The organism is Haladaptatus halobius, assembly GCF_020618475.1.
Taxonomy (GTDB): Archaea; Halobacteriota; Halobacteria; order Halobacteriales; family Haladaptataceae; genus Haladaptatus; species Haladaptatus halobius.
The window spans coordinates 1,612,838-1,633,086 of sequence record NZ_CP085335.1; the positions used below are offsets into that span (position 1 = coordinate 1,612,838).

Annotated in this window: 26 protein-coding genes and 1 tRNA gene; 13 read left to right on the forward strand and 14 right to left on the reverse strand. The window is 60.7% G+C overall.

All coding sequences use genetic code 11. The annotated features are described in order from the left end of the window. Window positions 1–15: 15 nt before the first annotated feature. Window positions 16–945: an FKBP-type peptidyl-prolyl cis-trans isomerase gene (locus tag LIW51_RS09220; RefSeq protein WP_227373766.1), complete on the reverse strand. Its 930-nt coding sequence runs from the start codon at window positions 943–945 to the stop codon at window positions 16–18. A gap of 106 nt (window positions 946–1,051) precedes the next feature. On the opposite strand from LIW51_RS09220, the gene LIW51_RS09225 reads away from it, so the two are divergent. Both LIW51_RS09225 and LIW51_RS09230 read left to right on the forward strand, forming a co-directional pair. Beyond that, window positions 1,052–1,813, forward strand: coding sequence for a helix-turn-helix transcriptional regulator (locus LIW51_RS09225; RefSeq protein ID WP_227373767.1), 762 nt, complete (start codon window positions 1,052–1,054; stop codon window positions 1,811–1,813). A 59-nt stretch (window positions 1,814–1,872) separates the two neighbouring features. Beyond that, window positions 1,873–2,352 (forward strand): phosphopantetheine adenylyltransferase, encoded by a 480-nt coding sequence (locus LIW51_RS09230; protein WP_227373768.1) that lies wholly within the window; start codon window positions 1,873–1,875, stop codon window positions 2,350–2,352. Between the two features lie 17 nt (window positions 2,353–2,369). Here the strand turns inward: LIW51_RS09230 and LIW51_RS09235 are convergent, their stop codons facing one another. After that, window positions 2,370–2,690: a transcription initiation factor IIB family protein gene (locus LIW51_RS09235; protein ID WP_227373769.1), complete on the reverse strand. Its 321-nt coding sequence runs from the start codon at window positions 2,688–2,690 to the stop codon at window positions 2,370–2,372. Between the two features lie 87 nt (window positions 2,691–2,777). On the opposite strand from LIW51_RS09235, the gene LIW51_RS09240 reads away from it, so the two are divergent. Both LIW51_RS09240 and LIW51_RS39895 read left to right on the forward strand, forming a co-directional pair. After that, window positions 2,778–2,862, forward strand: a tRNA-Leu gene (locus tag LIW51_RS09240). A gap of 478 nt (window positions 2,863–3,340) precedes the next feature. Next, complete coding sequence (locus LIW51_RS39895) at window positions 3,341–3,517, forward strand: DUF7835 family putative zinc beta-ribbon protein (RefSeq protein ID WP_438267368.1); 177 nt, start codon at window positions 3,341–3,343, stop codon at window positions 3,515–3,517. Between the two features lie 209 nt (window positions 3,518–3,726). On the opposite strand, the gene LIW51_RS09245 is transcribed toward LIW51_RS39895, so the two are convergent. After that, a complete protein-coding gene (locus LIW51_RS09245) occupies window positions 3,727–4,962 on the reverse strand; it encodes an MFS transporter (RefSeq protein WP_227373770.1) in 1,236 nt (411 codons plus the stop codon). Between the two features lie 227 nt (window positions 4,963–5,189). Here LIW51_RS09245 and LIW51_RS09250 point away from each other — a divergent pair, with 227 nt between their 5' ends. From LIW51_RS09250 to LIW51_RS09260, 3 genes are all read left to right on the forward strand, one after another. After that, complete coding sequence (locus tag LIW51_RS09250; RefSeq protein WP_227373772.1) at window positions 5,190–6,104, forward strand: helix-turn-helix transcriptional regulator; 915 nt, start codon at window positions 5,190–5,192, stop codon at window positions 6,102–6,104. Between the two features lie 145 nt (window positions 6,105–6,249). After that, window positions 6,250–6,513, forward strand: a complete 264-nt coding sequence (locus LIW51_RS09255) for a hypothetical protein (RefSeq protein WP_227373774.1) — start codon at window positions 6,250–6,252, stop codon at window positions 6,511–6,513. Window positions 6,514–6,639: 126 nt separating this feature from the next. Beyond that, window positions 6,640–6,873 (forward strand): DUF8593 domain-containing protein, encoded by a 234-nt coding sequence (locus LIW51_RS09260; RefSeq protein WP_227373776.1) that lies wholly within the window; start codon window positions 6,640–6,642, stop codon window positions 6,871–6,873. A gap of 300 nt (window positions 6,874–7,173) precedes the next feature. Here LIW51_RS09260 and LIW51_RS09265 read toward each other — a convergent pair whose 3' ends face one another. Together LIW51_RS09265 and LIW51_RS09270 are read right to left on the reverse strand one after the other, a co-directional pair. Beyond that, window positions 7,174–7,380: a hypothetical protein gene (locus LIW51_RS09265; RefSeq protein WP_227373778.1), complete on the reverse strand. Its 207-nt coding sequence runs from the start codon at window positions 7,378–7,380 to the stop codon at window positions 7,174–7,176. A 507-nt stretch (window positions 7,381–7,887) separates the two neighbouring features. Then, the gene (locus tag LIW51_RS09270) at window positions 7,888–8,082 is read right to left on the reverse strand and encodes a hypothetical protein (protein WP_227373780.1); all 195 of its coding nucleotides are present in this window, start codon (window positions 8,080–8,082) and stop codon (window positions 7,888–7,890) included. A 304-nt stretch (window positions 8,083–8,386) separates the two neighbouring features. Between LIW51_RS09270 and LIW51_RS09275 the strand changes: the two genes are divergently transcribed. Continuing rightward, window positions 8,387–8,527: a hypothetical protein gene (locus LIW51_RS09275; RefSeq protein WP_227373782.1), complete on the forward strand. Its 141-nt coding sequence runs from the start codon at window positions 8,387–8,389 to the stop codon at window positions 8,525–8,527. A gap of 104 nt (window positions 8,528–8,631) precedes the next feature. Here the strand turns inward: LIW51_RS09275 and LIW51_RS09280 are convergent, their stop codons facing one another. Together LIW51_RS09280 and LIW51_RS09285 are read right to left on the reverse strand one after the other, a co-directional pair. Further along, window positions 8,632–10,143, reverse strand: a complete 1,512-nt coding sequence (locus LIW51_RS09280) for an amidase family protein (RefSeq protein ID WP_227373784.1) — start codon at window positions 10,141–10,143, stop codon at window positions 8,632–8,634. A gap of 212 nt (window positions 10,144–10,355) precedes the next feature. After that, entirely contained in the window at window positions 10,356–11,885 is a 1,530-nt protein-coding gene (locus LIW51_RS09285) for a long-chain-fatty-acid--CoA ligase (protein ID WP_227373786.1), read from the reverse strand. A gap of 180 nt (window positions 11,886–12,065) precedes the next feature. On the opposite strand from LIW51_RS09285, the gene LIW51_RS09290 reads away from it, so the two are divergent. Further along, complete coding sequence (locus LIW51_RS09290) at window positions 12,066–12,317, forward strand: hypothetical protein (protein WP_227373788.1); 252 nt, start codon at window positions 12,066–12,068, stop codon at window positions 12,315–12,317. A gap of 822 nt (window positions 12,318–13,139) precedes the next feature. Here LIW51_RS09290 and LIW51_RS09295 read toward each other — a convergent pair. Then, entirely contained in the window at window positions 13,140–13,550 is a 411-nt protein-coding gene (locus LIW51_RS09295; protein ID WP_227373789.1) for a helix-turn-helix domain-containing protein, read from the reverse strand. Between the two features lie 121 nt (window positions 13,551–13,671). On the opposite strand from LIW51_RS09295, the gene LIW51_RS09300 reads away from it, so the two are divergent. Continuing rightward, window positions 13,672–14,253, forward strand: coding sequence for a DUF8170 family protein (locus LIW51_RS09300; protein WP_227373790.1), 582 nt, complete (start codon window positions 13,672–13,674; stop codon window positions 14,251–14,253). Here LIW51_RS09300 and LIW51_RS09305 read toward each other — a convergent pair. Continuing rightward, a complete protein-coding gene (locus LIW51_RS09305) occupies window positions 14,242–14,649 on the reverse strand; it encodes a hypothetical protein (RefSeq protein ID WP_227373791.1) in 408 nt (135 codons plus the stop codon). The two genes, LIW51_RS09300 and LIW51_RS09305, sit on opposite strands and share 12 nt — an antisense overlap. 4 nt (window positions 14,650–14,653) lie before the next feature. Between LIW51_RS09305 and LIW51_RS09310 the strand changes: the two genes are divergently transcribed. Then, window positions 14,654–14,875, forward strand: a complete 222-nt coding sequence (locus LIW51_RS09310; protein ID WP_227373792.1) for a hypothetical protein — start codon at window positions 14,654–14,656, stop codon at window positions 14,873–14,875. Between the two features lie 95 nt (window positions 14,876–14,970). Here the strand turns inward: LIW51_RS09310 and LIW51_RS09315 are convergent, their stop codons facing one another. Then, the gene (locus LIW51_RS09315; RefSeq protein WP_227373793.1) at window positions 14,971–16,632 is read right to left on the reverse strand and encodes an ArnT family glycosyltransferase; all 1,662 of its coding nucleotides are present in this window, start codon (window positions 16,630–16,632) and stop codon (window positions 14,971–14,973) included. 2 nt (window positions 16,633–16,634) lie between these two features. Here LIW51_RS09315 and LIW51_RS09320 point away from each other — a divergent pair, with 2 nt between their 5' ends. After that, window positions 16,635–16,838, forward strand: a complete 204-nt coding sequence (locus LIW51_RS09320; protein ID WP_227373794.1) for a hypothetical protein — start codon at window positions 16,635–16,637, stop codon at window positions 16,836–16,838. A gap of 112 nt (window positions 16,839–16,950) precedes the next feature. Here LIW51_RS09320 and LIW51_RS09325 read toward each other — a convergent pair whose 3' ends face one another. From LIW51_RS09325 to LIW51_RS09335, 3 genes are all read right to left on the reverse strand, one after another. Continuing rightward, window positions 16,951–17,718, reverse strand: a complete 768-nt coding sequence (locus LIW51_RS09325) for a hypothetical protein (protein ID WP_227373795.1) — start codon at window positions 17,716–17,718, stop codon at window positions 16,951–16,953. A 325-nt stretch (window positions 17,719–18,043) separates the two neighbouring features. Then, on the reverse strand, window positions 18,044–18,463 hold the full coding sequence (locus tag LIW51_RS09330) for an RNA-binding protein (RefSeq protein WP_227373797.1): 420 nt from the start codon (window positions 18,461–18,463) through the stop codon (window positions 18,044–18,046). A 25-nt stretch (window positions 18,464–18,488) separates the two neighbouring features. Beyond that, window positions 18,489–18,677 (reverse strand): DUF1918 domain-containing protein, encoded by a 189-nt coding sequence (locus LIW51_RS09335; RefSeq protein ID WP_227373799.1) that lies wholly within the window; start codon window positions 18,675–18,677, stop codon window positions 18,489–18,491. A gap of 174 nt (window positions 18,678–18,851) precedes the next feature. Between LIW51_RS09335 and LIW51_RS09340 the strand changes: the two genes are divergently transcribed. Continuing rightward, window positions 18,852–19,418 carry an NUDIX hydrolase gene (locus LIW51_RS09340; RefSeq protein WP_227376776.1) on the forward strand — a complete coding sequence of 189 codons (567 nt, stop codon included), beginning with the start codon at window positions 18,852–18,854 and terminating at the stop codon, window positions 19,416–19,418. Here LIW51_RS09340 and LIW51_RS09345 read toward each other — a convergent pair. Then, window positions 19,402–20,226, reverse strand: coding sequence for a hypothetical protein (locus tag LIW51_RS09345; protein WP_227373800.1), 825 nt, complete (start codon window positions 20,224–20,226; stop codon window positions 19,402–19,404). The two genes, LIW51_RS09340 and LIW51_RS09345, sit on opposite strands and share 17 nt — an antisense overlap. Window positions 20,227–20,249 lie beyond the last annotated feature (23 nt).

Sequence of the window (20,249 nt, forward strand, 5' to 3'; positions counted from 1 at the left end):
TCGGTTAGCCGCCGATCACTCTTCGACGTCTTCCGCTTCGCCCTCTTCGCCTTCCGCTTCGAGTTCCTCGACGATCTCGTCCTCGTCGATGTCGGCGTCTTCGAGCGCCTCTTCGATGTCGGCGTCGCCCATGCCCATGCCGCCCATACCGCCCATCATGCCGCCCATGCCGCCGCCTTCGATGGTCTCTTGCACGATGACGCGATCCAGGTCGAGGCGGTCGATGACGTCCTGTGCAATCTGCTGTTTCTGGAACATCCACTGCTGGTTCATCGAGAGCTGGGGTGTCGCCTCGATGTAGAGCGTCTCCTTCTCGACCGTCTCGGTCTCGGTTTCGCCCTCTTCGTCCTCGACCTCCTCTTCCACTTCGTCCGTCTGAATCCACATGTCGAGGTCGGCGTCGATGTACATCGAGAACAGGCCCTTCGCCTTCTCGTCGGCGTCCTCGACCTCCTCGAGAACCTCGTACTCGTACTCCAAATCCTCGCCGGCGAGCGGGTGGTTGAAGTCCACTCGCGCGCGACCGCCGATGATGGTCTCGACGTGGCCCTGCTGCCCGTCGACGTTGACGCGCGCACCGGGGTAGCGGTCGTCTTCCGAAATCTTGTCGGCGCTCACCGTGCGAACCTGCTCGTTGTCGTACTCGCCGAACGCCTGTTCGACGGTGACGGTGCCGTCGTCGCCGGCTTCCTTGCCGTAGATATCCTCTTCGACATCCTCGAAGATGTGGCCTGCGCCGAGCACGATGGTGCGCGGGCCGAATTCTCGGTCTTCCGCTTCGACGCCCTCCTCTTCCGCGACGTCGGCGCTGGTCGTGTCCACGAGGTCACCGTCTTCGACCGTGCGTGCAGTGTAATTGAGGCTGATGAAGTCGCCTTCCTGCAGTCCGTCTTGCGATTCTGACTCTTCGTCCTCGGCTACTTCCGCCTCTTGTTCGTCACTCATACACGAAACGACACCCGTTCGCCCCTTAAGAATCACGTTTCGACCGCGAGACTGAGTTCGAGCGAAGAGGGGGATTTACGTCACCGCTTCAAGTAGTCTCTTCCCGATGGACGCGCCCGAATCCGTCGCGTTTCTCGCGGGGTCGCCCGAGCGACTGCGCCTGCTCGTCCACCTCCGAGAACGGCCCGGCTCCCCGCGCAACGTGACAGCGGCGACCGACGTATCGCACCGAAGCGTCCAGCGCAACCTCTCGGAGTTCGCCGACCGCGGCTGGGTGCGAAAACGGGAGGGAGAGTACGCGCTCACCACCAGCGGCGACCTCGTCGCTCGAACCCACGAGGCGTACGTCGAGACGATGGCAACGATCGCGGAGTACGACCCCTTCTTCCGGCACCTCCCCGACGCGAGGCACGCGCCGAACCCGGAGTGGTTGCGCGACGCGACGCTCGTCACCGCGTCGCCCGAGCAACCGCAAGCCCCGGTGAGTCACTACGTGAGCCGACTGCGCGAACGCCGAACCCGGTCGATTCGAATGCTCGCGCCCGTTCTGAGCCGGCTCTACCACGACGCTCACGCCGAACTCGTCCTCTCCGGCGTCGAGACCGAACTCGTCATGCCCGCGGAGCGAGTCGAAATCGCGCGGTCGCGCAACCCGCTGGAATTTCGGGTCGTACGGCAGGCCATCGACATCTACCAGTACGACGGGCCGATCGAACTCGGAGTGACGCTCGGGGATGACTGGGCGCTCGCGGGCGCGTACGACGACGAGGGACAGCTCAGGGCGCTCGTGGAGTGCGACGACCGCGACTTTCTGGACTGGGCCGAGAAGCTGTACGACCGATATCGGGATGGTGCGCGCCCCGTCTGACGCCGGCGATGCCGGCGAGTTCCGAAGGTGATAAACCACGCCGAATCATTCGGCGGGATATGGACGTTGCGTTGGGCGGGACTTTCGACCCGGTTCACGACGGTCACAGGGCGCTGTTCAAGCGAGCGTTCGAATTGGGTGACGTGACCGTCGGGCTGACGAGCGACGACCTCGCGCCGAAGACGCGCAACGTGGATAGACACATCCGCTCGTTCGAGGTGCGAAAGCGCGACCTTGAAGCCGACCTCCGGACGCTCGCCGAGGAGTACGACCGCGAGTTCGACGTCCGGAGACTCACGGAGCCGACGGGCATCGCCACCGAAGCGAAGTTCGACGTGCTCATCGTCTCCCCCGAGACGAAAGACGGCGGCGAGCGAATCAACGATATCCGCGAAGAGCGAGGGTACGACCCGCTCGACATCGTCGTGGTGCCGCACGTGGAGGCGGAGGACGGCGACATCATCTCCAGCACCCGAATCGTCCGAGGCGAGATCGACGAACACGGGAACCTCACCCCCGGGCGCGACGGACGCGACTGATTTTCGGAGGAACGGAGTCACCACGACGGCGGCTGTAGTCCCGCCTCTTCGAGGATCGACTTCCAGCGTTGCTGAATTGTCAGCCGTGCGACGCCAACCGCATCGGCCACCGCTTGCTGCGACCGCTGGTCGCCCTCGATGAGCGACCCGGCGTAGAGGCTGGCCGCCGCGACCGCGCGCTTCGAACGCTCCTCGGCATCGTCCTTGTCGGAGATGGTGGTGAGAAAGAGGTCGGCCGCGCGCGACCGAGCGCCCGTTTCGAGTTCGAGGCGGTCTGCGGCCTGTTGGAGTTCTGCGAGCCACGATTCGTTTTCGACTTGGTCACGTGCCCGATACACGGCAGATAGGTAGCGCGCCGTCGAATATAAACGCTCGTCCGACGAGAGCGACAGGTTCTTATCGCCGACTTCGGAATTTGATACTGCGTGCGGGTAGCCAAGCTAGGCCAACGGCGCAGCGCTTAGGACGCTGTCCCGTAGGGGTCCGCCGGTTCGAATCCGGTCCCGCACATCGCGCTGTCTCGCGGTTTTCTCGTCGGGAGTGACCAACTACGACCGACGAATCACTTGTTGGGGCTAGGTAGCGATATCGCAGTTTTGAACTCACCCATTCGGTTTTGTCTTGCTGGCTCCCGTGCTTTCGGGAGTATATAAAACGTTCCGCTCATGGGGCCTTAGGCCTATCCAGCGTACATTCGTTCTAACACACAGACATCGATGATTGCGGCCCGTGCAGCAGGCAAAAGAACGACCTTAACCCCGAGAGCGGTCTCGCAGGCGGAGTATGATGGAGACTGCTCCGAGTACGAGCTGATCGTCGATGTACACGCCTCGGGCAGCGCCGATGTATCACCGTGCCTCCCTGCCTGCCAGAGCAACTGAAGGCGTGTGCGTCCGGGGCTTTCGTGAGTTGGTCGGGGAACCGCCGTCGGTGCTTCTAGAAGCGATTCCGCAGATAAGGTGAGTGAAAATGACAGCCACGACTAACACTGGAGAGCGTCGAAGCGTGTGAGCAGTGTCTTCGCGAGACGCCCCATCAGGTATCGATCGAACTGCACACGGAGAGCCCGAAAAATACCAATTCGGAGTTCTCGCACGAACCCTATCGAGTGACGACGTGCTTGGAGTGCGGTGAAACGACCAGCCAGCGCGTGAACAATGCCTAGCCGACTCACACCGACCGAGATGACGACCGATCACGACCGCGTCAAAACACACCTGAACCGAGCGAGGCGAGAGTGCACACGGACTCGTTTCCGCACGGTGGGGGTCAGTTCACTCGCGTCAGTCTCTCCACTCGGCGTTTAAACGGGGGCGAGAAAGGCGAACTCGTGCGGCGTCTGCGAGCCGGTATACGACCGATGCGCGACGGTCGTCACGCCGACTGCTCGTCGACGAGCGCAACGTGTCGCCGTTGGTACACACGCATTCCGAACACGGAGAGTGCGATTACGAGTGCGACGACGCCGCTGGCGACGAACAAGGGGTAGTATCCCGTCGTCGCGGCGATGCTGGCGAACAGCACCGGCCCGGCCGCGCGTCCCAAGAACGTCGTGCTGTTGCGCAGGCTGAGCGCGCCGCCGCGGAGGCCAGACGAGACGAGGTCGCTGATCGCAGCGTCGACCGCCGGCATCGAGAGCCCCAGACCGGCCCCGAACACGATCATCGCGAGCGTGATGCCGACCGGAGTCGGTGCCAGCCACGCGCCGAACAGGCCGACCGCGTAGCACGCGAAGCCGATCGCGATGAGGCCGTAGTTCGAGAGATAGCGAGCGAACCATCCGTTCTTCGCTGAGACGATCACGGACGCCGCCTCCCCGACCGCGAGGACGAGTCCGATGAGCACGGCCGACATGCCGAAGTTCCCCGCCAAGAGGAACGGCAGTATCGTGATGACGGCGCCGAACAACAGCAATTCGGTCATACACGCCGCACCGTAGAGGACGAGCGCGTCCACGCCGCTGAGCACGCGGACGGCGCGGCGGAGATACGCGATGCCTTGCGAGTCTCGGTCGTGGGCCGGTTCTTCGAGATGTCTGACGGCGTACAGCCCGAGCGGCAGGCCGGCTAGGTAGACCAGATACGGCACGTTCCATCCCAGGGTGGCGAGCGCACCGCCGAGGAGCGGGAACGTTGCGGCCCCAGCCGAGAGCACCGCGTTGTTCATTCCGAGGACACTGTTTCGCTGCGTTCCCTCGAACGTATCGCCGATGAGCGTCACCGTCGTGATGAAGATGCCAGCTGCAGCGGTGCCGCCAACGATGCGGAGTGCGATCACGACTTCGTAACTCGGCGCGAACGCGATGGCACCACCGGCGAGGCTGAACACGATGAGGCACCCGATGAGAACGGTCCGGCGGCCGATTCGGTCGGCGAGCAGGCCGATGAACGGCGACAGCACGATGCCCGTGAGGAAGTAGGTGCTGATGAGCAGACTCGCCTGCGCGTCGGCGATACCGAACGCGTCGCGGAAAGCGGGTAGCGTCGGACTGATCAGCGGAACGCCGAGCGGTGCCAACAGGGTCGCCGCGAGGACGATTCGCACCGTCGGCGACTGCCACGGTGAGGTCGTCTGCGATTCAGAATCGATCGGTGAACGGGTGAGTGTCATGGTGTTCTCCCCGGGAGCAACCGACCGACGTCGAACCGATCAGTTGGTCACACGGTCTCGTGTGAAGCGACTCGATGTGAATCGGTGCGCATCGAGTGGCCGTCCCTACATTACTCTAGGACGGGGCGGTCGATAGCCTCATCTGTCAACACCGCGGTCGTCGCTCGAAACCTGTCTCATGGTGTGAGACGCGACATTTCTATGTTAATCGGTACCAAATCTCTCGTATGAGAGGGAGCAACGAGGAGTCCCGACGTCGGATTCGCACCGGCGAGAACGAAGACGAAAGCACGTCCATCCTCGACGAACTGTTTCAGACGCATCTCGAACTCCGAACGGTCGGCGACGAACGGACCGAATCGGAACGCCACGGGAACACTGACGACCTGATCAACGTCATTCGGCACGGGCCGGTGCTTGAAGCGCTCTTTCACGCGCCGCTCGACCGACGCGAGATCGAGGCGGCGTTGGACGTGTCACGCGCGACCAGCCACCGTTTCACCCGGTGGCTTTCCGACCGCGACCTCGCGCGGAAAGTGGACGGACGATTCGAGTTGACGGGATACGGACAGGCGGTCGCGGAAGAGGTGGTGCGCTTCGAGAAAAATCTCGCCACCGCACACCGGCTCGCGCCGCTCCTCGATTCGATCTGCGAAAACCATCAGAAGTTCGTCGTCGAACCGTTCGCCGACGCGACCGTCACGGTGGCGGCCCCCGACGATCCGTACCGACCGGTGCAACGATTTCTCTCATTGGTCGAGGCGTCGACGACGTTCCGCGGCTTCAACACGACGCACATGGTGCCGCTCTCGCTCGATTCGTTCCATGAACGACTGCTCGAGAACACCGACACCGAGCTCATCTCCCTGCCGGATACGGTAGAACGGCTCGTCGAGATGTATCCGGAACGAGCGAGCGCCGCCCTCGACCACGGTCATCTCAAACTCCGGACGCGCGAGGCGTTTCCGTACGGTCTCGCCATCTTCGACGACCGCGTCGGAATCGGCGGCTACGACGAGCGGACGGGCGTGCTGCAAGTGTTCGTCGACTCCGATACGGCGATCGCCCGCCGGTGGGCCGAGCGCGTCTACGCGGTGTATCGAGACCGGTCGGAGCCGCTGGGCGAACAGCGAGAGGGGTGAACGAGACACACCTTCCGGCACCATCAGAGACCGCTCTGTTCGGACAAAACTCCTCAACTCCGCTGAAATCGATTTCAGTAACTTCCCCTACAGAAATGTAATTCAGATTATGTTTATGTTGACGGCCGTCCACTATCTATTCGTGATGAGATCGATACCGACTCAGTTGCCGAACCGGCAACAGACCCCGTCCTCGACGCACGGCTTTCGCAAAACGCTCGTGGGATGGTTGGCGGCGTATCTGGCGTTCCTCGCCGTGTTGCTGGCCGTCTCGTACCCCGTCGTGGTTGGCGGCGTGGTCGCGGGAGCGACCATGGCGGTGCTCGGCGGTCGCGTGCTACGCCGTCGCCGCGAGCACCGCACTCGACGAGTCTGCCTCCCGACCACCGGCGTCTGTGTGGACGTGTAGTTAGCCGAAGTCGGCGGTCGAAAATCAGATGCCATCGAACGCGTCGACCCTATAAAGAGCGGGCCACTCACGGGGCCAAAATCATTAACCGATTATTACACGCCTTTTTAGAAGGAGGTGCTCAAAATGGTCGAATTCACCGAGGAAGAGAAAGGAAAGGACGTGGTCGACCCGGACGGGAAGCAAGTGGGCATCGTCGCCGACGTCAAAGGAAACACGTTGTACGTCGACTTCGATCCAGGGTTCACCGACGAACTGAAACAGAAATTGGGTTTCGGTGACGCAGAGGGAACCCAGGCTATCGAATCGAACCGAGTCGCCGCTGTCACGGAGACGGAGATCCAGTTGAAGCGACGGTGACGAACGATTTCGCCGGTGCCGCGAGACTGGTCGCCGACGGGAGGACAACGAGTACCCGTTTTTGTTCGTCTCACGGTGAGGAGAGTACCGGTTTCCACCTCGACTTCTGCGCACGCTCGGTGTTCGAGACCACCTGACGACTTTCTCCACCGTCTTCAGCCGTGTTCAGCGGTATAGCGGCAAAAACCGAGATCGGCCATCACAACGCCGAAGTTGCCCCCGTCGGAGACCGGTTGCGAGTGCCGGACTCGAGCGCGGGGATTCCGACGGCACCAGTAGTGTGAAAGCATCGATAGCGAGTTACCGGTTGCCGGTTGCGACGAGAACGAGTCCGAAAACGACGCCGAGTCCGACGAGGACGGCACCGCCGATGCCGTATAGTTCCGCCGAACTGTAGTCGAGATGGTTGCCGTACTTTGCGATACCGGCGGAGAGCAAGAGTGTGACTCCCGAGCCGGTCAGCACTGTTTCGATATCGAAACCAGCTGGATTACCGAGATCGGGCATAGATTCAATGTCCGGCGCAATCGAATAACAGTGGTGGCTGCAAACGCAAGAGACCGCTCGCGGACGAATCCACAAGACAGCGGCGGGGGTATGGCGAAACTCTGTCTTATAGCGATACCGATCTCTTGTGACTGTAGCCGCGGGAAGTTGAACACTCCCCGTCTGCCAGCCACACCTCTTCGTCTGACAGTTCAGAGCCTGTGCTGTCCCGAACGCGACGCTCGGACTCGCTCTGCGCAAGTGCACCTCTAAAATAGCCTGGGAGAAGGCCTGTATTGTGGAAATGTATGATCGAGTATGCAGTTGCTGGGCGAAGGTTGGGAGTGAGATTCGGTGGTGAATCCGCAAATCAAAGCGAGCGGCGTTGAAACGCCCGAAACGGAGTTAATAATGTCCTGTTATTGGAATCGATCTCTGTGCCCTATGATCGCTATAGGGAACAGATTTGTATCGTTATTAACTCGGCTTCGAACGATGGAGTATAGCTGAGTCGGTAGTCCGTAGGATTCAGGATAATTCGCCGAATTCACCACCGAGAGCGTCTGAGGATGGCGTTTGATGAAACGTTCGCAACGCTGAATTGGCGCTATTCGAGAATCCTGAAACAGCTGATTTGCCGGCAGAATCCGGGAATGTATCGGCGAATCCAGTTTTGAGGACGTGGGTGAAGAAACCGATGAGACTGCGCCGATCCTCTGTCACGGATCGAATCCTCACAGCCAGCGGCACTCAGACGCGAACACCACCAATATGCGCTCCGAGAAACAGCTCGATTACTCCCGTGCGAGCGGCCCATTTTGAATCTCGAAAACGGTAGTCTACCCCTATCATCCGGTGAATTTCCGGAATACGGTCGATTAGTACGTTGCCGTTTACGCGTTTCGAAACGGTGATGTGACGCCAGTCGGGTCGCTGTCGAGAGTGTAGCGTTCCCCACGAATCGACTGAAGAATTCTCACAGTACACCAATCCGAAATATATTTCCAGAGTCTGATATATCTCACGTATGTCGTTACAATCGCTGCTGACCGGCCTCGTCTTTCTCGGTACCGGGCTCTACCAGTTCGTGGAACCGCGACTCGGCGGACTGCGAGTCGCCGGTCTTATCGGTGACGGCGTCGACGCGGACGACGTGAGTCTTGAATAGCGATTTTTTGCGAAAGTTGTCGTCGTCGGACTGGTTCTCGTCGGGCTGTTTTTCGTCTGGCTCGGGCAATTCTGATGGGTACTTACGAGCCGTCTCCGACGGGGTTACCCGATTTTCCCGAATCCTTCCGGTGGTCGTCGGTGGTTTGTCGTCCGTTCGAACGAGTACGCGAGGTCGAAGAGCCGAGGTTCGGCGAACGCCCGACCGAGCAGTTCGAGTCCGACCGGGAGCCCGTCCTCCGTGAAGCCGGCCTGCACGACGATCGAGGGGAACCCGGTGTGTGCGGCCAACTCGCAGGGCAGTTCTTCGAACGGTTGGTTCGCAGGGCGTTCGACGGGAGGAATCGTCGACGGCGGGTACAGAAGCGCGTCGAGGTCGTGATCGACCATCCGTCGAACCGTGTCCACCGCGATTTGCCTCCGTCGTTCGAGCCGGCGGAGATAGCCCCGCTCGTCGTCGAGCGCCCCCTCGTCGACGTCGAGAATTCCTCCGGTCGTGAGCCGTGACTGCACCGTCTCGGCGATCTGACCCGACTCGACGATCTCCGCCAACGTGCGGTACGGGGCTGTTTCTCCCAGTCCCTCCAAATATCGATCGAAATCGCGCTCGAACTCGTAGTGGATGACGCGCGCCGTCGCCAGAACCTCCGTCTCGATGACCTCGACGGGATCGACGATCGTCGCGCCCGCCGCGGCCATCTCGTCGATCGCGGTCTCGATGACGGCGGTTACCTTCTCGGCTGCCGCTTCGGATGCGCTCTCCTCGTTTTGGAGCCCGAAAAACTCCCGCACGACGCCGATTCGTGCCCCGTCGAGTCCGCGTTCGTCGAGGTGTGAGACGTAGCCGTCCTCGGGGACGTTGCCCACGCTCTGAGCCGTGACGGGATCCGCCGAGTCGTAGCCGCTCAGAACGTCGAGCATCCGCGCGGCGTCGGCGACCGTTCGAGTGATCGGGCCCGCCGTATCCTGGGTCTCGCTCAGCGGGACGATACCGGTTCGGCTCACCAACCCCCTGGTCGGTCGAAGCCCGACCAGATTGTTGAACGCGGGGGGTGACCGCACGGACGAACACGTGTCCGTTCCCGTCCCAATCGCACCCAGGTTCGCGGCGACCGCGGCGGCGGTGCCGCCGCTCGAACCGGACGGCCGTCGGTCGAGCGCGTACGCGTTTCGCGTCTCGCCGCCAAGGGAGCTGATTGTATCGACGCCGTAGGAGAACTCCTGTAAGTTCGCTTTTGCGAGAATCACGCCGCCGGCGTCGCGGAGCCGTTCGACGATGAACGCGTCCCGTTCCGGCACCAACTCCGCGAGCGCCTGCGAACCCGCCGTGGTCGGCATGTCGTGGGTATCTTGGTTGTCCTTCAGGACGACGGGAACGCCGTGCAGCGGGCCGACGAAGCCGTCCGATTCGAACTGCGAGTCGAGTCGTCTGGCCCGTTTGTGAGCGTCGGGGTTCACCGTGAGGATCGCCCGTAGTTCGTCATCGTACTCGTCGATGCGCGCCTGATAGCGGTCGACGAGCGATTCGGCGGTAACGTCTCCCGCCTCGATGGCCGTGTGGATTTCGTCGACGGTCGTGTCGATGGGGTCGAAGGAGTCGGTGTCGGTCGTCGGCATTCTTTGTGACCCGTTACCAATCCAGTACCAAACAATCACCGATGGGAGGTACTGATTCAGCAAGCAAAGTCAGTTGGCGCTGTGCACGGGTGTTCAAGCGTCAGTAGGTCTTCACAGCGACACCTTGACGATGTTCCCGAGTTCGTTAGCGGTCTCGCGGTCGAGCGTCAATAGGTAATCTAAAAGTCTGAATCCGGGGATAATACACCGTCCTACCGGAGTTCGAACTTCTGCACCTTGCCGCTGGGGGTCTTCGGCAGTTCGTCGACGTGGACGTACTCGCGGGGACGCTTGAAGTCCGCGAGGTCGTCGCTCTCGCGCAGGAAGGCGTCGAGCGTCTCCTCGGTCGCTCCGTCCTCACCGACGATGTATGCGACCACTCGCTTACCCCACTCCTCGTCGGGCTTGCCGACGACGGCCACCTCGACGACATGGGGGTACTCAAGGAGCACGTCCTCGATCTCGCGGGGGTAGATGTTCTCCCCGCCGCTGATGATCATGCTGTCGGCGCGGTCTTTGACCCAGACGTAACCGTCTTCGTCGGCGTAGCCGAGATCGCCGGTGTAGTACCAGCCGTCGCGGATGGCCGCGTCGGTCTGTTCGGGCCGATTCAAATATTCGCGCATGAGCGCCGGGCCGCGAACGACGATTTCGCCGACCTCCTCCGGCGGTGCTTCTTCGTCCGGGGCCAGCGCGTCGCCGCCCTCGTCGAGCGAGACGACGCGAACGTCGTGGTTGAGAATCGGGACGCCCGCACTGCCGGCTTTCTCCAGCTGTTCATCGGGGTAGAGCACCGTGACCGCCGGGCCGAGTTCCGTCATCCCATAGTATTGGACGAGATCACAGCCGATTCGGTCGTGAATCTCGCGAATCGTGGTCGGTGCCATGCTGGCCCCGCCGTACCCGCCCAACCGGAGCGAGGAGAGGTCGTATGACTCCGGGTCGACCTGAAGCATCGCGAGCCACATCGTCGGCGCGCCGAACAGCACCGTGACGTCGTGTTCTTCGAGCATCGAGAGAGTCGTTTCCGGTTCAAATGCGTGTTGAATGACGTTCGTCGCACCCACGTGCACCCGCGGGATGAGGAAGACGTGGAGCTCCGCGGAGTGATAGAGCGGCGCGGCCGAGAGTCCGGCGTCGTCCCGGGTGAGCTGCTGGTCGACGAGCACGGACATGCTGTGCTCGATCATATCCCGGTGCTCGTGGACGACACCCTTCGGCCGACCGGTCGTGCCGCTGGTGTACATGACGATGTAGTCGTCGTCCTGGGCGACGTCGGCGTCCGGTTCCGTCGTCGGCTGGCCCTCGATAAGGTCGTAGAAGTACGTGGTTGCGCTCGAATCGTCGACGTTGACGAACTCGTCGACAGTTTCCAAATCGTCTTTAGCCGTCTCGACGACGTCCGCGACCGCGTCTTCGTAGACGAGCACCGAACTCTCCGCGTCGTTCAGGATGTACGCCGCCTCGCCGGCGGGCAGGCGGAAGTTGAGCGGGTTGAAAACCGCCCCGAGTTTCGAGGCGGCGTACATCGTGAGCACCATCTCGCTCGTGTTGAACAGAAGCGTCGAGACGCGGTCTCCCTTCTCGACACCGCGTTCGGCGAGGGCGTGGGCGAGTCGATTTGTTCGTTCGTCGAACTCGCGGTAGGTCATCGATTGGTTCTTTCGCGGGTAGACCACGGCGGTGCGGTTCGGGTACTTCTCGGCTGTGAGGGTGAGTGTGTCACCCACGGTCGGATGCATACATCGAGTCCCGACCCCGTGGATAATAAACATCCGGACGCGACACGTTCGATTCCGAAGAACTCGCCGCCTGAAATCCGGCAGACATACCGATTCGTCCGACATCGATTCGCGTCGGAGCGGAACGTATCAGGTTCAGAGAGAGAAAAGCATACAAGTCGAACGGCAGTATCATACGGTATGAACCCAGCGTGGCTCGTCGACTGGGTATTTCTGCTCGCCGCGATGGGCACTGCACTCGTCGCGGGCTATCAGGCGGTCGTCCGCGAAACGCACGCGAAAGCACTCCGAACCGGCGCGATCAGCGTCCTGTGGCTCAGCGTAATACTAATCGACGGGTACTACGATATCCTGGTCTCGATAATCGCCATCGGAACTATCGTTCTCGTGTGGGTACTCACGCAAGAGCGAATGCGGGTACAGCGGCCGTAGTTCGGAGTAGTCGATATCGAAGGTGCGAGTCCGCTCCCTTCGGGGCGCGATCGAATGAGGGGGACGGGAACGGAGGTATCGGAATTCAACACCGTAGATGGGACTCTTGTGTAGCTAATCGTAGTGGATGAGACTCCGAAAGCGGCGCGTAAAACCGCCGAACTCTAGGCAGATTAGCAACAGCCCGGAGAGACGATTGCAGCGTGCTGTATTTATTGCCGAAGCGGCACTCGACCTCGATGAACGGCTCGCCGTAGCTGACGCTGATTTTACGGTTGATAGTCTCACAAGGGTCTCGAAGTCGATTTCGTCTAACGGTATAATATCGCTATGGCTCACAGATCTATGGCTACTGGCGATGTTCGCGTCTCACGACTCTGGGCAGTGATGCTGGCACGCCATCCCCGGAACCGGCACGACACACTGACACCGGCCAGGTGCACTTCGACACGGCCGCCCACAAATTGATTGCCCATCCTCGTTTCGTGGATGCTCTTTTTCACTCGTCGAGTACGGATTCATTGCTATTGTCTATCGGTGCAAAGGAGTCGGATGCATCGGCATAAGCTTCGTGTGTGCAGTGATAGGAGTTCCCAATTGCACTTCGGCTGGCGAGTGGGGAGCACTGATAGTTGTGAACAGTTGTTGGTCGAACAAACCCGCGCAAACTACGATTAGTCATGTACTCGATCGACGCACCAACGGAAGTCAGTGTTTACATATGGTTTGACGGTACGAGCCCTTAGTGGAAGATCTCGAACTTCAGCGTATACTAGATGTCAAATAGCCGCGTGCCAAAATTCCCTGCCACCGCCACTGCGATCACCGTTCGGGTCGCGGTGCATCCTCATACCGCTGTACGGCGTCTGTCTTCTCGACTTGTGAATAAATCGTGTGGAGCGTCTCCTCCGCACGGAGTAGCTTATGCGCCGCAAGAAAGTGCTGCCCCTCGTCACTCAGTCCATAGAACTTGTAAGGGAGGTCGTTCTGCCGCCGGTCGCTTGGGAGCACGACCTCTTCGACGATGTCCACGTCGATGAGATGTTGAAGATGCTGCCGGATCGTCGTCTGACTCTTGCTCGGATTCACGTAGTCGAGTTCCTTCAACGTTGGCAACTGGGTTGGATGCCCCAGAATATCTTGAATTAAGGAGAACCGTGTCTCCTGTGTGACGATATTCAGCCGTTTGCGCTCACGGTCGAGATCGACTGGTGAGCGGTTCGAGGCACTCATCACGTGATGATATGGTTACCTCGTGCAAAAGTGTTTCGTCTACAACCACATCAGTTGAGAGCGTATCAGTCACTGATTCGGTTAGCAACCTTCAAGACGGTGAGCTGAGATACCGCAGATAATGGCTGACAACTCCACAGTCTCCGTTGCGGAACTCGCTGAGAAGGCTGAGGAGTTTCTCTACGATCACTCACTGACGCCAGAGGAATACGAGGCACTCAAACACAATGTTGCGGAACTTTCGCCGATTTTCACGATAGAATGTGCGTATTTCATTCTCGGAAGTTACGGCCGTCCAGAGATTCGCCGGCTCCAGCTTGTGAAGGATCGACTCAACCGTCGAACAGATACATACGCGTTTCTAATGGTGGATATTCGCAGCGAATGGACGAACACCTACCTCAAGTTCCGCGTGCTAGCGGACTACACGGATGTCATCGTCGGTATTGCCGAGCATGCTCACGGGGGGTTTCTCGTCGAACAGGGCTACTTCACCGCCCTTGAGGAATACTTCACGAAAACACATGTCTTCAAACGCGAGTACGACACGCTTGATGCTGACGCGATCGACACGAGTGTCGATCCTGAACATCCATATAGTGGTATGCAAACGCCGATTTTCGAGATGCTTGCGGACGCTGATCGGCTCTGTGTTTGGGTAACGGAAGACGATCTCATCGACTGTATTGATTCACTTCCTTGACTGATCGAAGTAGTTGTGAGAGCACCGCCTTTTTAAATAGAGGGATGGCAGTTCGACTATCGCGTGTCTTCCACGCAGAGTAGCATCCACCGTCACTCTAGCGGGTCGTGAATCTTGGATGGCGCAGACAGTTGAATGCCGCCCCGACAAGTCGGCCACGAGGTGACTCAGCATTTCAGGGTGAATCCTCATGGTTCTCGATGGAACCTGGCCTCGCTGTCCGGCCATCGCGTCCGCGATAACCGTCGCTGGAATCCGGTGGCGATACTCGTCTAGCTGTCCGATGTCTGCGAGATACTCCACGTCGCTGGCGTCGAGATGCCCTTGGTCGATGAGATACTCCCACGAATCGAGGTCGTCGTCGAGGACGTGTCGCTCAAAGTCGTTGACGTACACAGAAATGCTTTTTTTCCAGTCACCGACCGAGAAGCAGGCGTTCGAAGTACGTACTGTTCTCGCCGAACTGGGCGATAGCAATGAATGTCTGCTCGGCGAGCGTGAGGTGGTGGGTATCAACCATCGCATCGCCCACGGTCTTGTTAGTGAACGTACTGAACGAGCCGGTGTGATTGCACTCGTCGCCACGCTCCTCCTCTGGTATGCATTCCAGCCGCTTTTCTGATCATCTCGCTGTTGATGACGCAGTATTTCTCACGGTGGATAGTCTCCAATATTCGGACGCCGGTCGTCAGCCGAGTCACAGCTATCGAGGACAGTTCAAGTACGTATTTGGGCGGTGGCATTCGACGTACTAACTGCCTCAATACGTAGCGAAATCGCCATTTCGGATGAGGACACGACTCGAAAGATCATCACGCCCCGGTTTTCGAAGACGAGCGTGTACCGCTTCGATGCAACGAGTGACCGACGCATCCGCGGTGATTGAGTGCGGTCGTCCCGCCGTATCGTGTAGTGGCCTTTCGGAACGTACACGTACTCCGGCTGGAACTGCGCGTCCGCGAGCGATCGCGTGAGACACTCGGCGTTCGAGCACGCCGACGTCGAATCGTACAGCTCCTTCTGGTACTCGAACTGCGCGTTGCCTTCCCACTCGACGCCCCACGGGCTGATGAGGCTCGTTCGATTCGTAACGAACGGGAAGAGTTCCGCGGCGTCACCGAGCACCACGAATCGCGCGGATGGCGCAGTACGGTGTTTCACCCACGTCATGGCGCGCTGATCCTGGCGATCCATGTACGGCGCCGGGAGCACGTGCTCGGTCTGCCCGTCGAGTTCGATATCGGTCGTCGTCAGCACGCCGAATCCGACGACCGAACAACCGAGCAAGACGACCACGAAAAGCGGGACGAGTCGGCGGTTCGACTCGACTCGAAACCGCTCTCGTACCGTAGGTAGACAGACGTCCACGATGAATACCGCCGCTGCCATCGAACCGGCCACGTAGAGGAGCCGATCCTGGACGAAGACATAGCCCGTCGATAGCAGCCAAATGGGCAGGAAGAACCGCCGCCGTCGGCCGAGAGACAGAACGCCCGCGACAGAGAGGACGTAAAATGGCCAGTGAGACAGCGACAGTAACGGGGAGACGAATGACTCTAAAAGGCGTGGGGCGCCGCCACCGAGACCGTCGTGCGTTCTCGCCGCTGTACTGAAGATCGTCGGCCCGTGCATCGAGATAACCTGCCACCACCAGGGAGCAGCCAACAAGATTCCGCCGATTGCAACCATCACCCCGTGTCCGATCCCCCTTTGTGAGCGGTCGAAGAAGCTGAACATGAGGAGATAAGTGAGCCCGAAGAACGTCGCGTACACGGGATGTGTGAGTACGGTGAGCGCGAACAGGACGACTGATGGGAGAAGCCATCGCCGGTCGCCGGTTTTGAACAGGTGGAGTCCGGTGTAGAGTCCGGTCAGTACGAACAGGAACGCCGCCGCGCGGACGATGCCGCCCGCAGCCAGATGCCACTTCAGAACCACCGGCGTTACGAAGAGGAGCACCGTGGCAATGCCGGCGTGCGACGGTGATTCGAGGAGTTCCTTCGCCGTGTAGTAGTAGGGTACCAGATACGCGATGGTGATGAGTCCCGGCAGATATCGAGTGAGTGCGATCGGATCGATACCGACTCCGTCACGAAAGGCGGCGATCACGTAGAACATCAGCGGCGGGTACGCGAACGGAACCCCATCGGCGGTGTAGTGTGGAATCGTCCTCGGCAGGCGATACCCGTGTTCGCTAATTTGCTCGGCGATTGCGAGGTACAAGCCCGCTCCGTGTACCGGATACGAATAAATCGCGAGATACGACAGATACACGCACCCCGCAACACCGAGCGCAATCGAGAGCCACGCTCGGTCGCTCTCGGCGAGCGTCCCATCGCCACCGAAGAATGCTCGGACGTGCGCCTTGCGCGAGGTCATTGGTGCTGAGTACACCGACTTGCCCCGACGATATTAGTCGTCGGGTTCCCGACTCGGAAGGAGGGGGTTCACGAACAGGCCCGCCTCACCTCCTCGCCGAACGCCCGGTCGTTACAAAAAACGGCACGAACCCGGCGGCGACACTCGCCGACTCGTTTACGGAACCCGAAACAGCGGACGACACGGACGGCGTAGTTTACTCTTGATTCAATAGGCGTGGGGACGGCGAAGCCAAGAATAATACTACTGACGCTATCGGAGTGCGCCACGGTGCGCTACCCACGGGCGGATTCGACGAAAATGAGGTGAGAGTTACGGTCAGCAGTCGTCGGAACCTGAATCGTTCTGACACGAGGCGGTGCCGGAGTCGTCCGTATCGTCGCTCTCGGACGCGTTCGACTCGCCGGCGTCGCTGTCGGTCTGGGTCGTCGTCTCCTCGCTCTCGTCCGATGTCGTAGTGTTCTCGTTCGTCGTCGATGTCTCTTCGGACGTGGTGGTCGTTGTGGACTGATCGTCGCTCGTTGCGACCTCGTTGCCGTCCGAATCGAGCAGCGCGATCACGTCGGACTCGTCGTTGTTGATGACCTCGCCGTCGGCACCCAGTTTCCCGACCTCATCGACAAGCCCTTCGCGTGGACGTTCTCGCTCCTCCCGACGGGGAGGTCGCTTACGCACTCGCTTCTGACCGCGGTGCTGGTACTCGGCGGTATCAGGTACGTCGCCCGTCGCCGATATCGACGGTTGCCGTGACGAGCGTTCGCCATCGGTTATCTCAGTCACCTCCTCGGAGATGCGGTAAAGCCCCTTCTTGACGGCGACGTTGAGAACCTCACATTCTTGCTCTGACCGCTTCTGCCCTCTCCCGTCCACGAGACGCCGAAGAGTTTCATCGCCCACTTCGCAGGGCTCAAACTGACGCCGTTCGTAATCGCGGAGTTCGTACTCGTCGGAATCGCCGTCGGGGTTTGGATTACCGATGGAACGCCGGGTCTGACCGAACTTCGTCGACTGTGGCTCGCTTCGACGGAACGAACCGTCGAGAATCGATGACTCCGGTTTCGGGCGTGCGGATACTCCGTTCCTCAACGAGCAAAAAACGAACGAGACTTCCCGCTGGCCGTTTCTCAATGCGCAGTGAAACCGTCGATTACGTTCCCGCAGTCCGGGCATGACACGAGTTCGGTACCGGTACTCTTGTGTCCAGTTGGGTCGCCAGTGCGGGTCGTCTGCGACTGACCGCCACGACGGAGGTCAGAGTTACAGTAAGGGCACTCTTGCATGATACTCATCCACGCGATGCGTGGTAACATCTGACACCACAGGCGCGGTTGTGATAAACTTTGTGTCGGCAGATGCGCACGGAAATCGGACGACTGGAGCGGAACGGGGACGACGAGAAGCGGAACTCTCGTCAGGCGAGCGCCTCGCGGGCGTTCTCGACCGCGGCGTCCTTCTTCGCGGGGTACGCCTCGACTTTCGCGCGGAGGGTGATGCCCTGCCCGAGTTCGACCCGACCGCGGTAGGCGGCCTGCTTGTCGAGCGAGACGAAAAACGAGCAGTTATCGTCTACGCGTTGCTCTAACTCGTCGCGCACTCGTTCGATATCCGGGAGTTCGCGGAGTTTGTCGAGGACGTGGCGCATCTCGTCGGCCGTCTCGACTCGCGCCGAGAGGACGAGGATGCGGTCGCCGTGATGGCCCTCGCTCTTCGCGCGCGCCACCTCGAACTCCTCGGGGAGGAAGGTTCGGAGGGCCGATTCGACGCGCTGGTCGTCTTCCGTGTCGTAACAGAACGCCCGCAGGTCGATGTAGTGGAACGGAACGCTGGTCATGGGAGATCGGTTTCGGAGAACGGAGTTACGCTTCGTCGTCGACGCCTTCGAGGGAGTTCTCGGAGATCCCCGTCTCCTGTCCGTCTTCGAAGCTGATGGTGTAGGTGGCGTCGCCGAACATCGTTTCCATCACCTGCGTGACGGTTCCTTCCTCGCCGTCGTACTCGCTGTGTTTGTCGTGCAGGATGACGCGGTCGTCTTCGTCGAAGCTCATACCGGCGGATACCTCGTCCGTTCGTAAAAACCGTCCGATTCCGGAATGACGGCGACCGAAGGCTTATTTCGACCGCCAAAGTATTCTGGCATATGATTGGACTCTTCGCGCGTTCCGGAATCGGTTCATCTTCGCAGTCGCGTTCCTCGAAGTCGCGTCCCTCGCCTCCCGACGATGACGCTCGATGACCTCTGGTTTCTCGCCACCCAGGCGGAACAACACGCCGAGCAGGCCTACCACCGACTGACGGACGCCTACACGCGGTTTTTGGAGTTCGACCGCACCTACGAAGTCTCCCGATATCGGTTCCGCACGCTCGCCCAACGCGTGTCCGAGACCGGCGCGCCGTACGGCGCACACACCGTCGTCTACCGACCCTCGGGCGAGATGCTACTCGTCTGGCACGAGGGCGTGGACATGTGGGTGCTCCCCGGCGGCGGCGTCCACGACGGCGAGTCGTACCGCGAGACCGCCGAACGAGAACTCTCCGAAGAGGCGGGGGTCGAAGCGGACTACGAGGGGTTGGCCATCGCAACCCGAACGTCGATTCGGTGCGGCGACTACTCGACGTGGGGCGTCCTGCCGGTGTTTCAGGCGCGGGCGGAGACGACGACGCCGACCGTGGATGACCCCGATGGCGAGATAACCGACGCGAGGTGGTTCGACGAACCGCCGGCGAACACGCGCGACCGAGAACAACTGGTGGCGTGGCAGGACGACCGCTTCAGTTCCCGTGGGTGACGCCGTCACGCGAGTCTGCGTCCATCCGCCGAATCGCGCCGCGAGCGTTGCCCGACTCGTAGCCGAAGAACACGTCGTTGGCGTAGGCGTCGGCGACCTCGGTGGCGTGGATGAGGTCGTCGATGTCGATGTCCACCGCGTAGAGTTCGATGCTGAACGGGACGGAGAGCGCGTCTTCGAACCCGGTGGCGATGATTTCGAGCCAGTAGGTCGTGGAGTAGGCCATGTCGTACAGCGGGACGACGAACTCGTCCACGTGCTCCGAAAGAGCGTCTAAATCGAGTCCCGCACGTTCGTAGAGGTGTCCCGGATAGGGGTCGGGGTAGAGCGTGAGGTAGGTCTTCCCGGGGATTCGCTCGGTCGCGTCCGCCACGAAGTCGGTGATGACGCTCGCGCGCCACTCCCGCCGGTCGTCGTACTCGCTCGCGTCGAACTCGCGCTGGCACTGCTCGCAGTGGCAGTACTCGGCGCGGGGGAAGCCCACGTCGTCCAGCCGCACGTCGGGGTTCGCCGCGGCGGCGTCGTCAACCATCTCCAGCAGTCCCTCGCGGTAGGATTCGCGGGTCGGGCAGACGTACCCCCAGTCGAAGTAGGGGCGGTCGCGGGTCGCCGGTTCGCCCTCGTCGTTCACTGGGACGAGCGACGGGTCGCTCTCCGCGGCGGCGCTGTCGCCGAAACAGGAGATCATGTTCACGCCCGACTCAACGGGTTCGGTCGCGCGCCCCGTCACGTCCTTCATCTCGTAGAACCCCCTGTCGAACTCGGGCCAATCGAGTTCTTCGGGGTTGCGCGTCACGACGCCGTACATGTCTCGTCGGTTGGGGTTCGCGC

Bases quoted from the DNA above. Each gene is read 5' to 3' on its own strand.
- LIW51_RS09220 (WP_227373766.1), bottom strand. From the start codon at position 945: ATGAGTGACGAACAAGAGGCGGAAGTAGCCGAGGACGAAGAGTCAGAA.
- LIW51_RS09225 (WP_227373767.1), top strand. From the start codon at position 1,052: ATGGACGCGCCCGAATCCGTCGCGTTTCTCGCGGGGTCGCCCGAGCGA.
- LIW51_RS09230 (WP_227373768.1), top strand. From the start codon at position 1,873: ATGGACGTTGCGTTGGGCGGGACTTTCGACCCGGTTCACGACGGTCAC.
- LIW51_RS09245 (WP_227373770.1), bottom strand. From the start codon at position 4,962: ATGACACTCACCCGTTCACCGATCGATTCTGAATCGCAGACGACCTCA.
- LIW51_RS09250 (WP_227373772.1), top strand. From the start codon at position 5,190: ATGAGAGGGAGCAACGAGGAGTCCCGACGTCGGATTCGCACCGGCGAG.
- LIW51_RS09255 (WP_227373774.1), top strand. From the start codon at position 6,250: ATGAGATCGATACCGACTCAGTTGCCGAACCGGCAACAGACCCCGTCC.
- LIW51_RS09260 (WP_227373776.1), top strand. From the start codon at position 6,640: ATGGTCGAATTCACCGAGGAAGAGAAAGGAAAGGACGTGGTCGACCCG.
- LIW51_RS09265 (WP_227373778.1), bottom strand. From the start codon at position 7,380: ATGCCCGATCTCGGTAATCCAGCTGGTTTCGATATCGAAACAGTGCTG.
- LIW51_RS09275 (WP_227373782.1), top strand. From the start codon at position 8,387: ATGTCGTTACAATCGCTGCTGACCGGCCTCGTCTTTCTCGGTACCGGG.
- LIW51_RS09280 (WP_227373784.1), bottom strand. From the start codon at position 10,143: ATGCCGACGACCGACACCGACTCCTTCGACCCCATCGACACGACCGTC.
- LIW51_RS09285 (WP_227373786.1), bottom strand. From the start codon at position 11,885: ATGCATCCGACCGTGGGTGACACACTCACCCTCACAGCCGAGAAGTAC.
- LIW51_RS09290 (WP_227373788.1), top strand. From the start codon at position 12,066: ATGAACCCAGCGTGGCTCGTCGACTGGGTATTTCTGCTCGCCGCGATG.
- LIW51_RS09295 (WP_227373789.1), bottom strand. From the start codon at position 13,550: ATGAGTGCCTCGAACCGCTCACCAGTCGATCTCGACCGTGAGCGCAAA.
- LIW51_RS09300 (WP_227373790.1), top strand. From the start codon at position 13,672: ATGGCTGACAACTCCACAGTCTCCGTTGCGGAACTCGCTGAGAAGGCT.
- LIW51_RS09310 (WP_227373792.1), top strand. From the start codon at position 14,654: ATGCTTTTTTTCCAGTCACCGACCGAGAAGCAGGCGTTCGAAGTACGT.
- LIW51_RS09315 (WP_227373793.1), bottom strand. From the start codon at position 16,632: ATGACCTCGCGCAAGGCGCACGTCCGAGCATTCTTCGGTGGCGATGGG.
- LIW51_RS09330 (WP_227373797.1), bottom strand. From the start codon at position 18,463: ATGACCAGCGTTCCGTTCCACTACATCGACCTGCGGGCGTTCTGTTAC.
- LIW51_RS09335 (WP_227373799.1), bottom strand. From the start codon at position 18,677: ATGAGCTTCGACGAAGACGACCGCGTCATCCTGCACGACAAACACAGC.
- LIW51_RS09340 (WP_227376776.1), top strand. From the start codon at position 18,852: ATGACGCTCGATGACCTCTGGTTTCTCGCCACCCAGGCGGAACAACAC.
- LIW51_RS09345 (WP_227373800.1), bottom strand. From the start codon at position 20,226: ATGTACGGCGTCGTGACGCGCAACCCCGAAGAACTCGATTGGCCCGAG.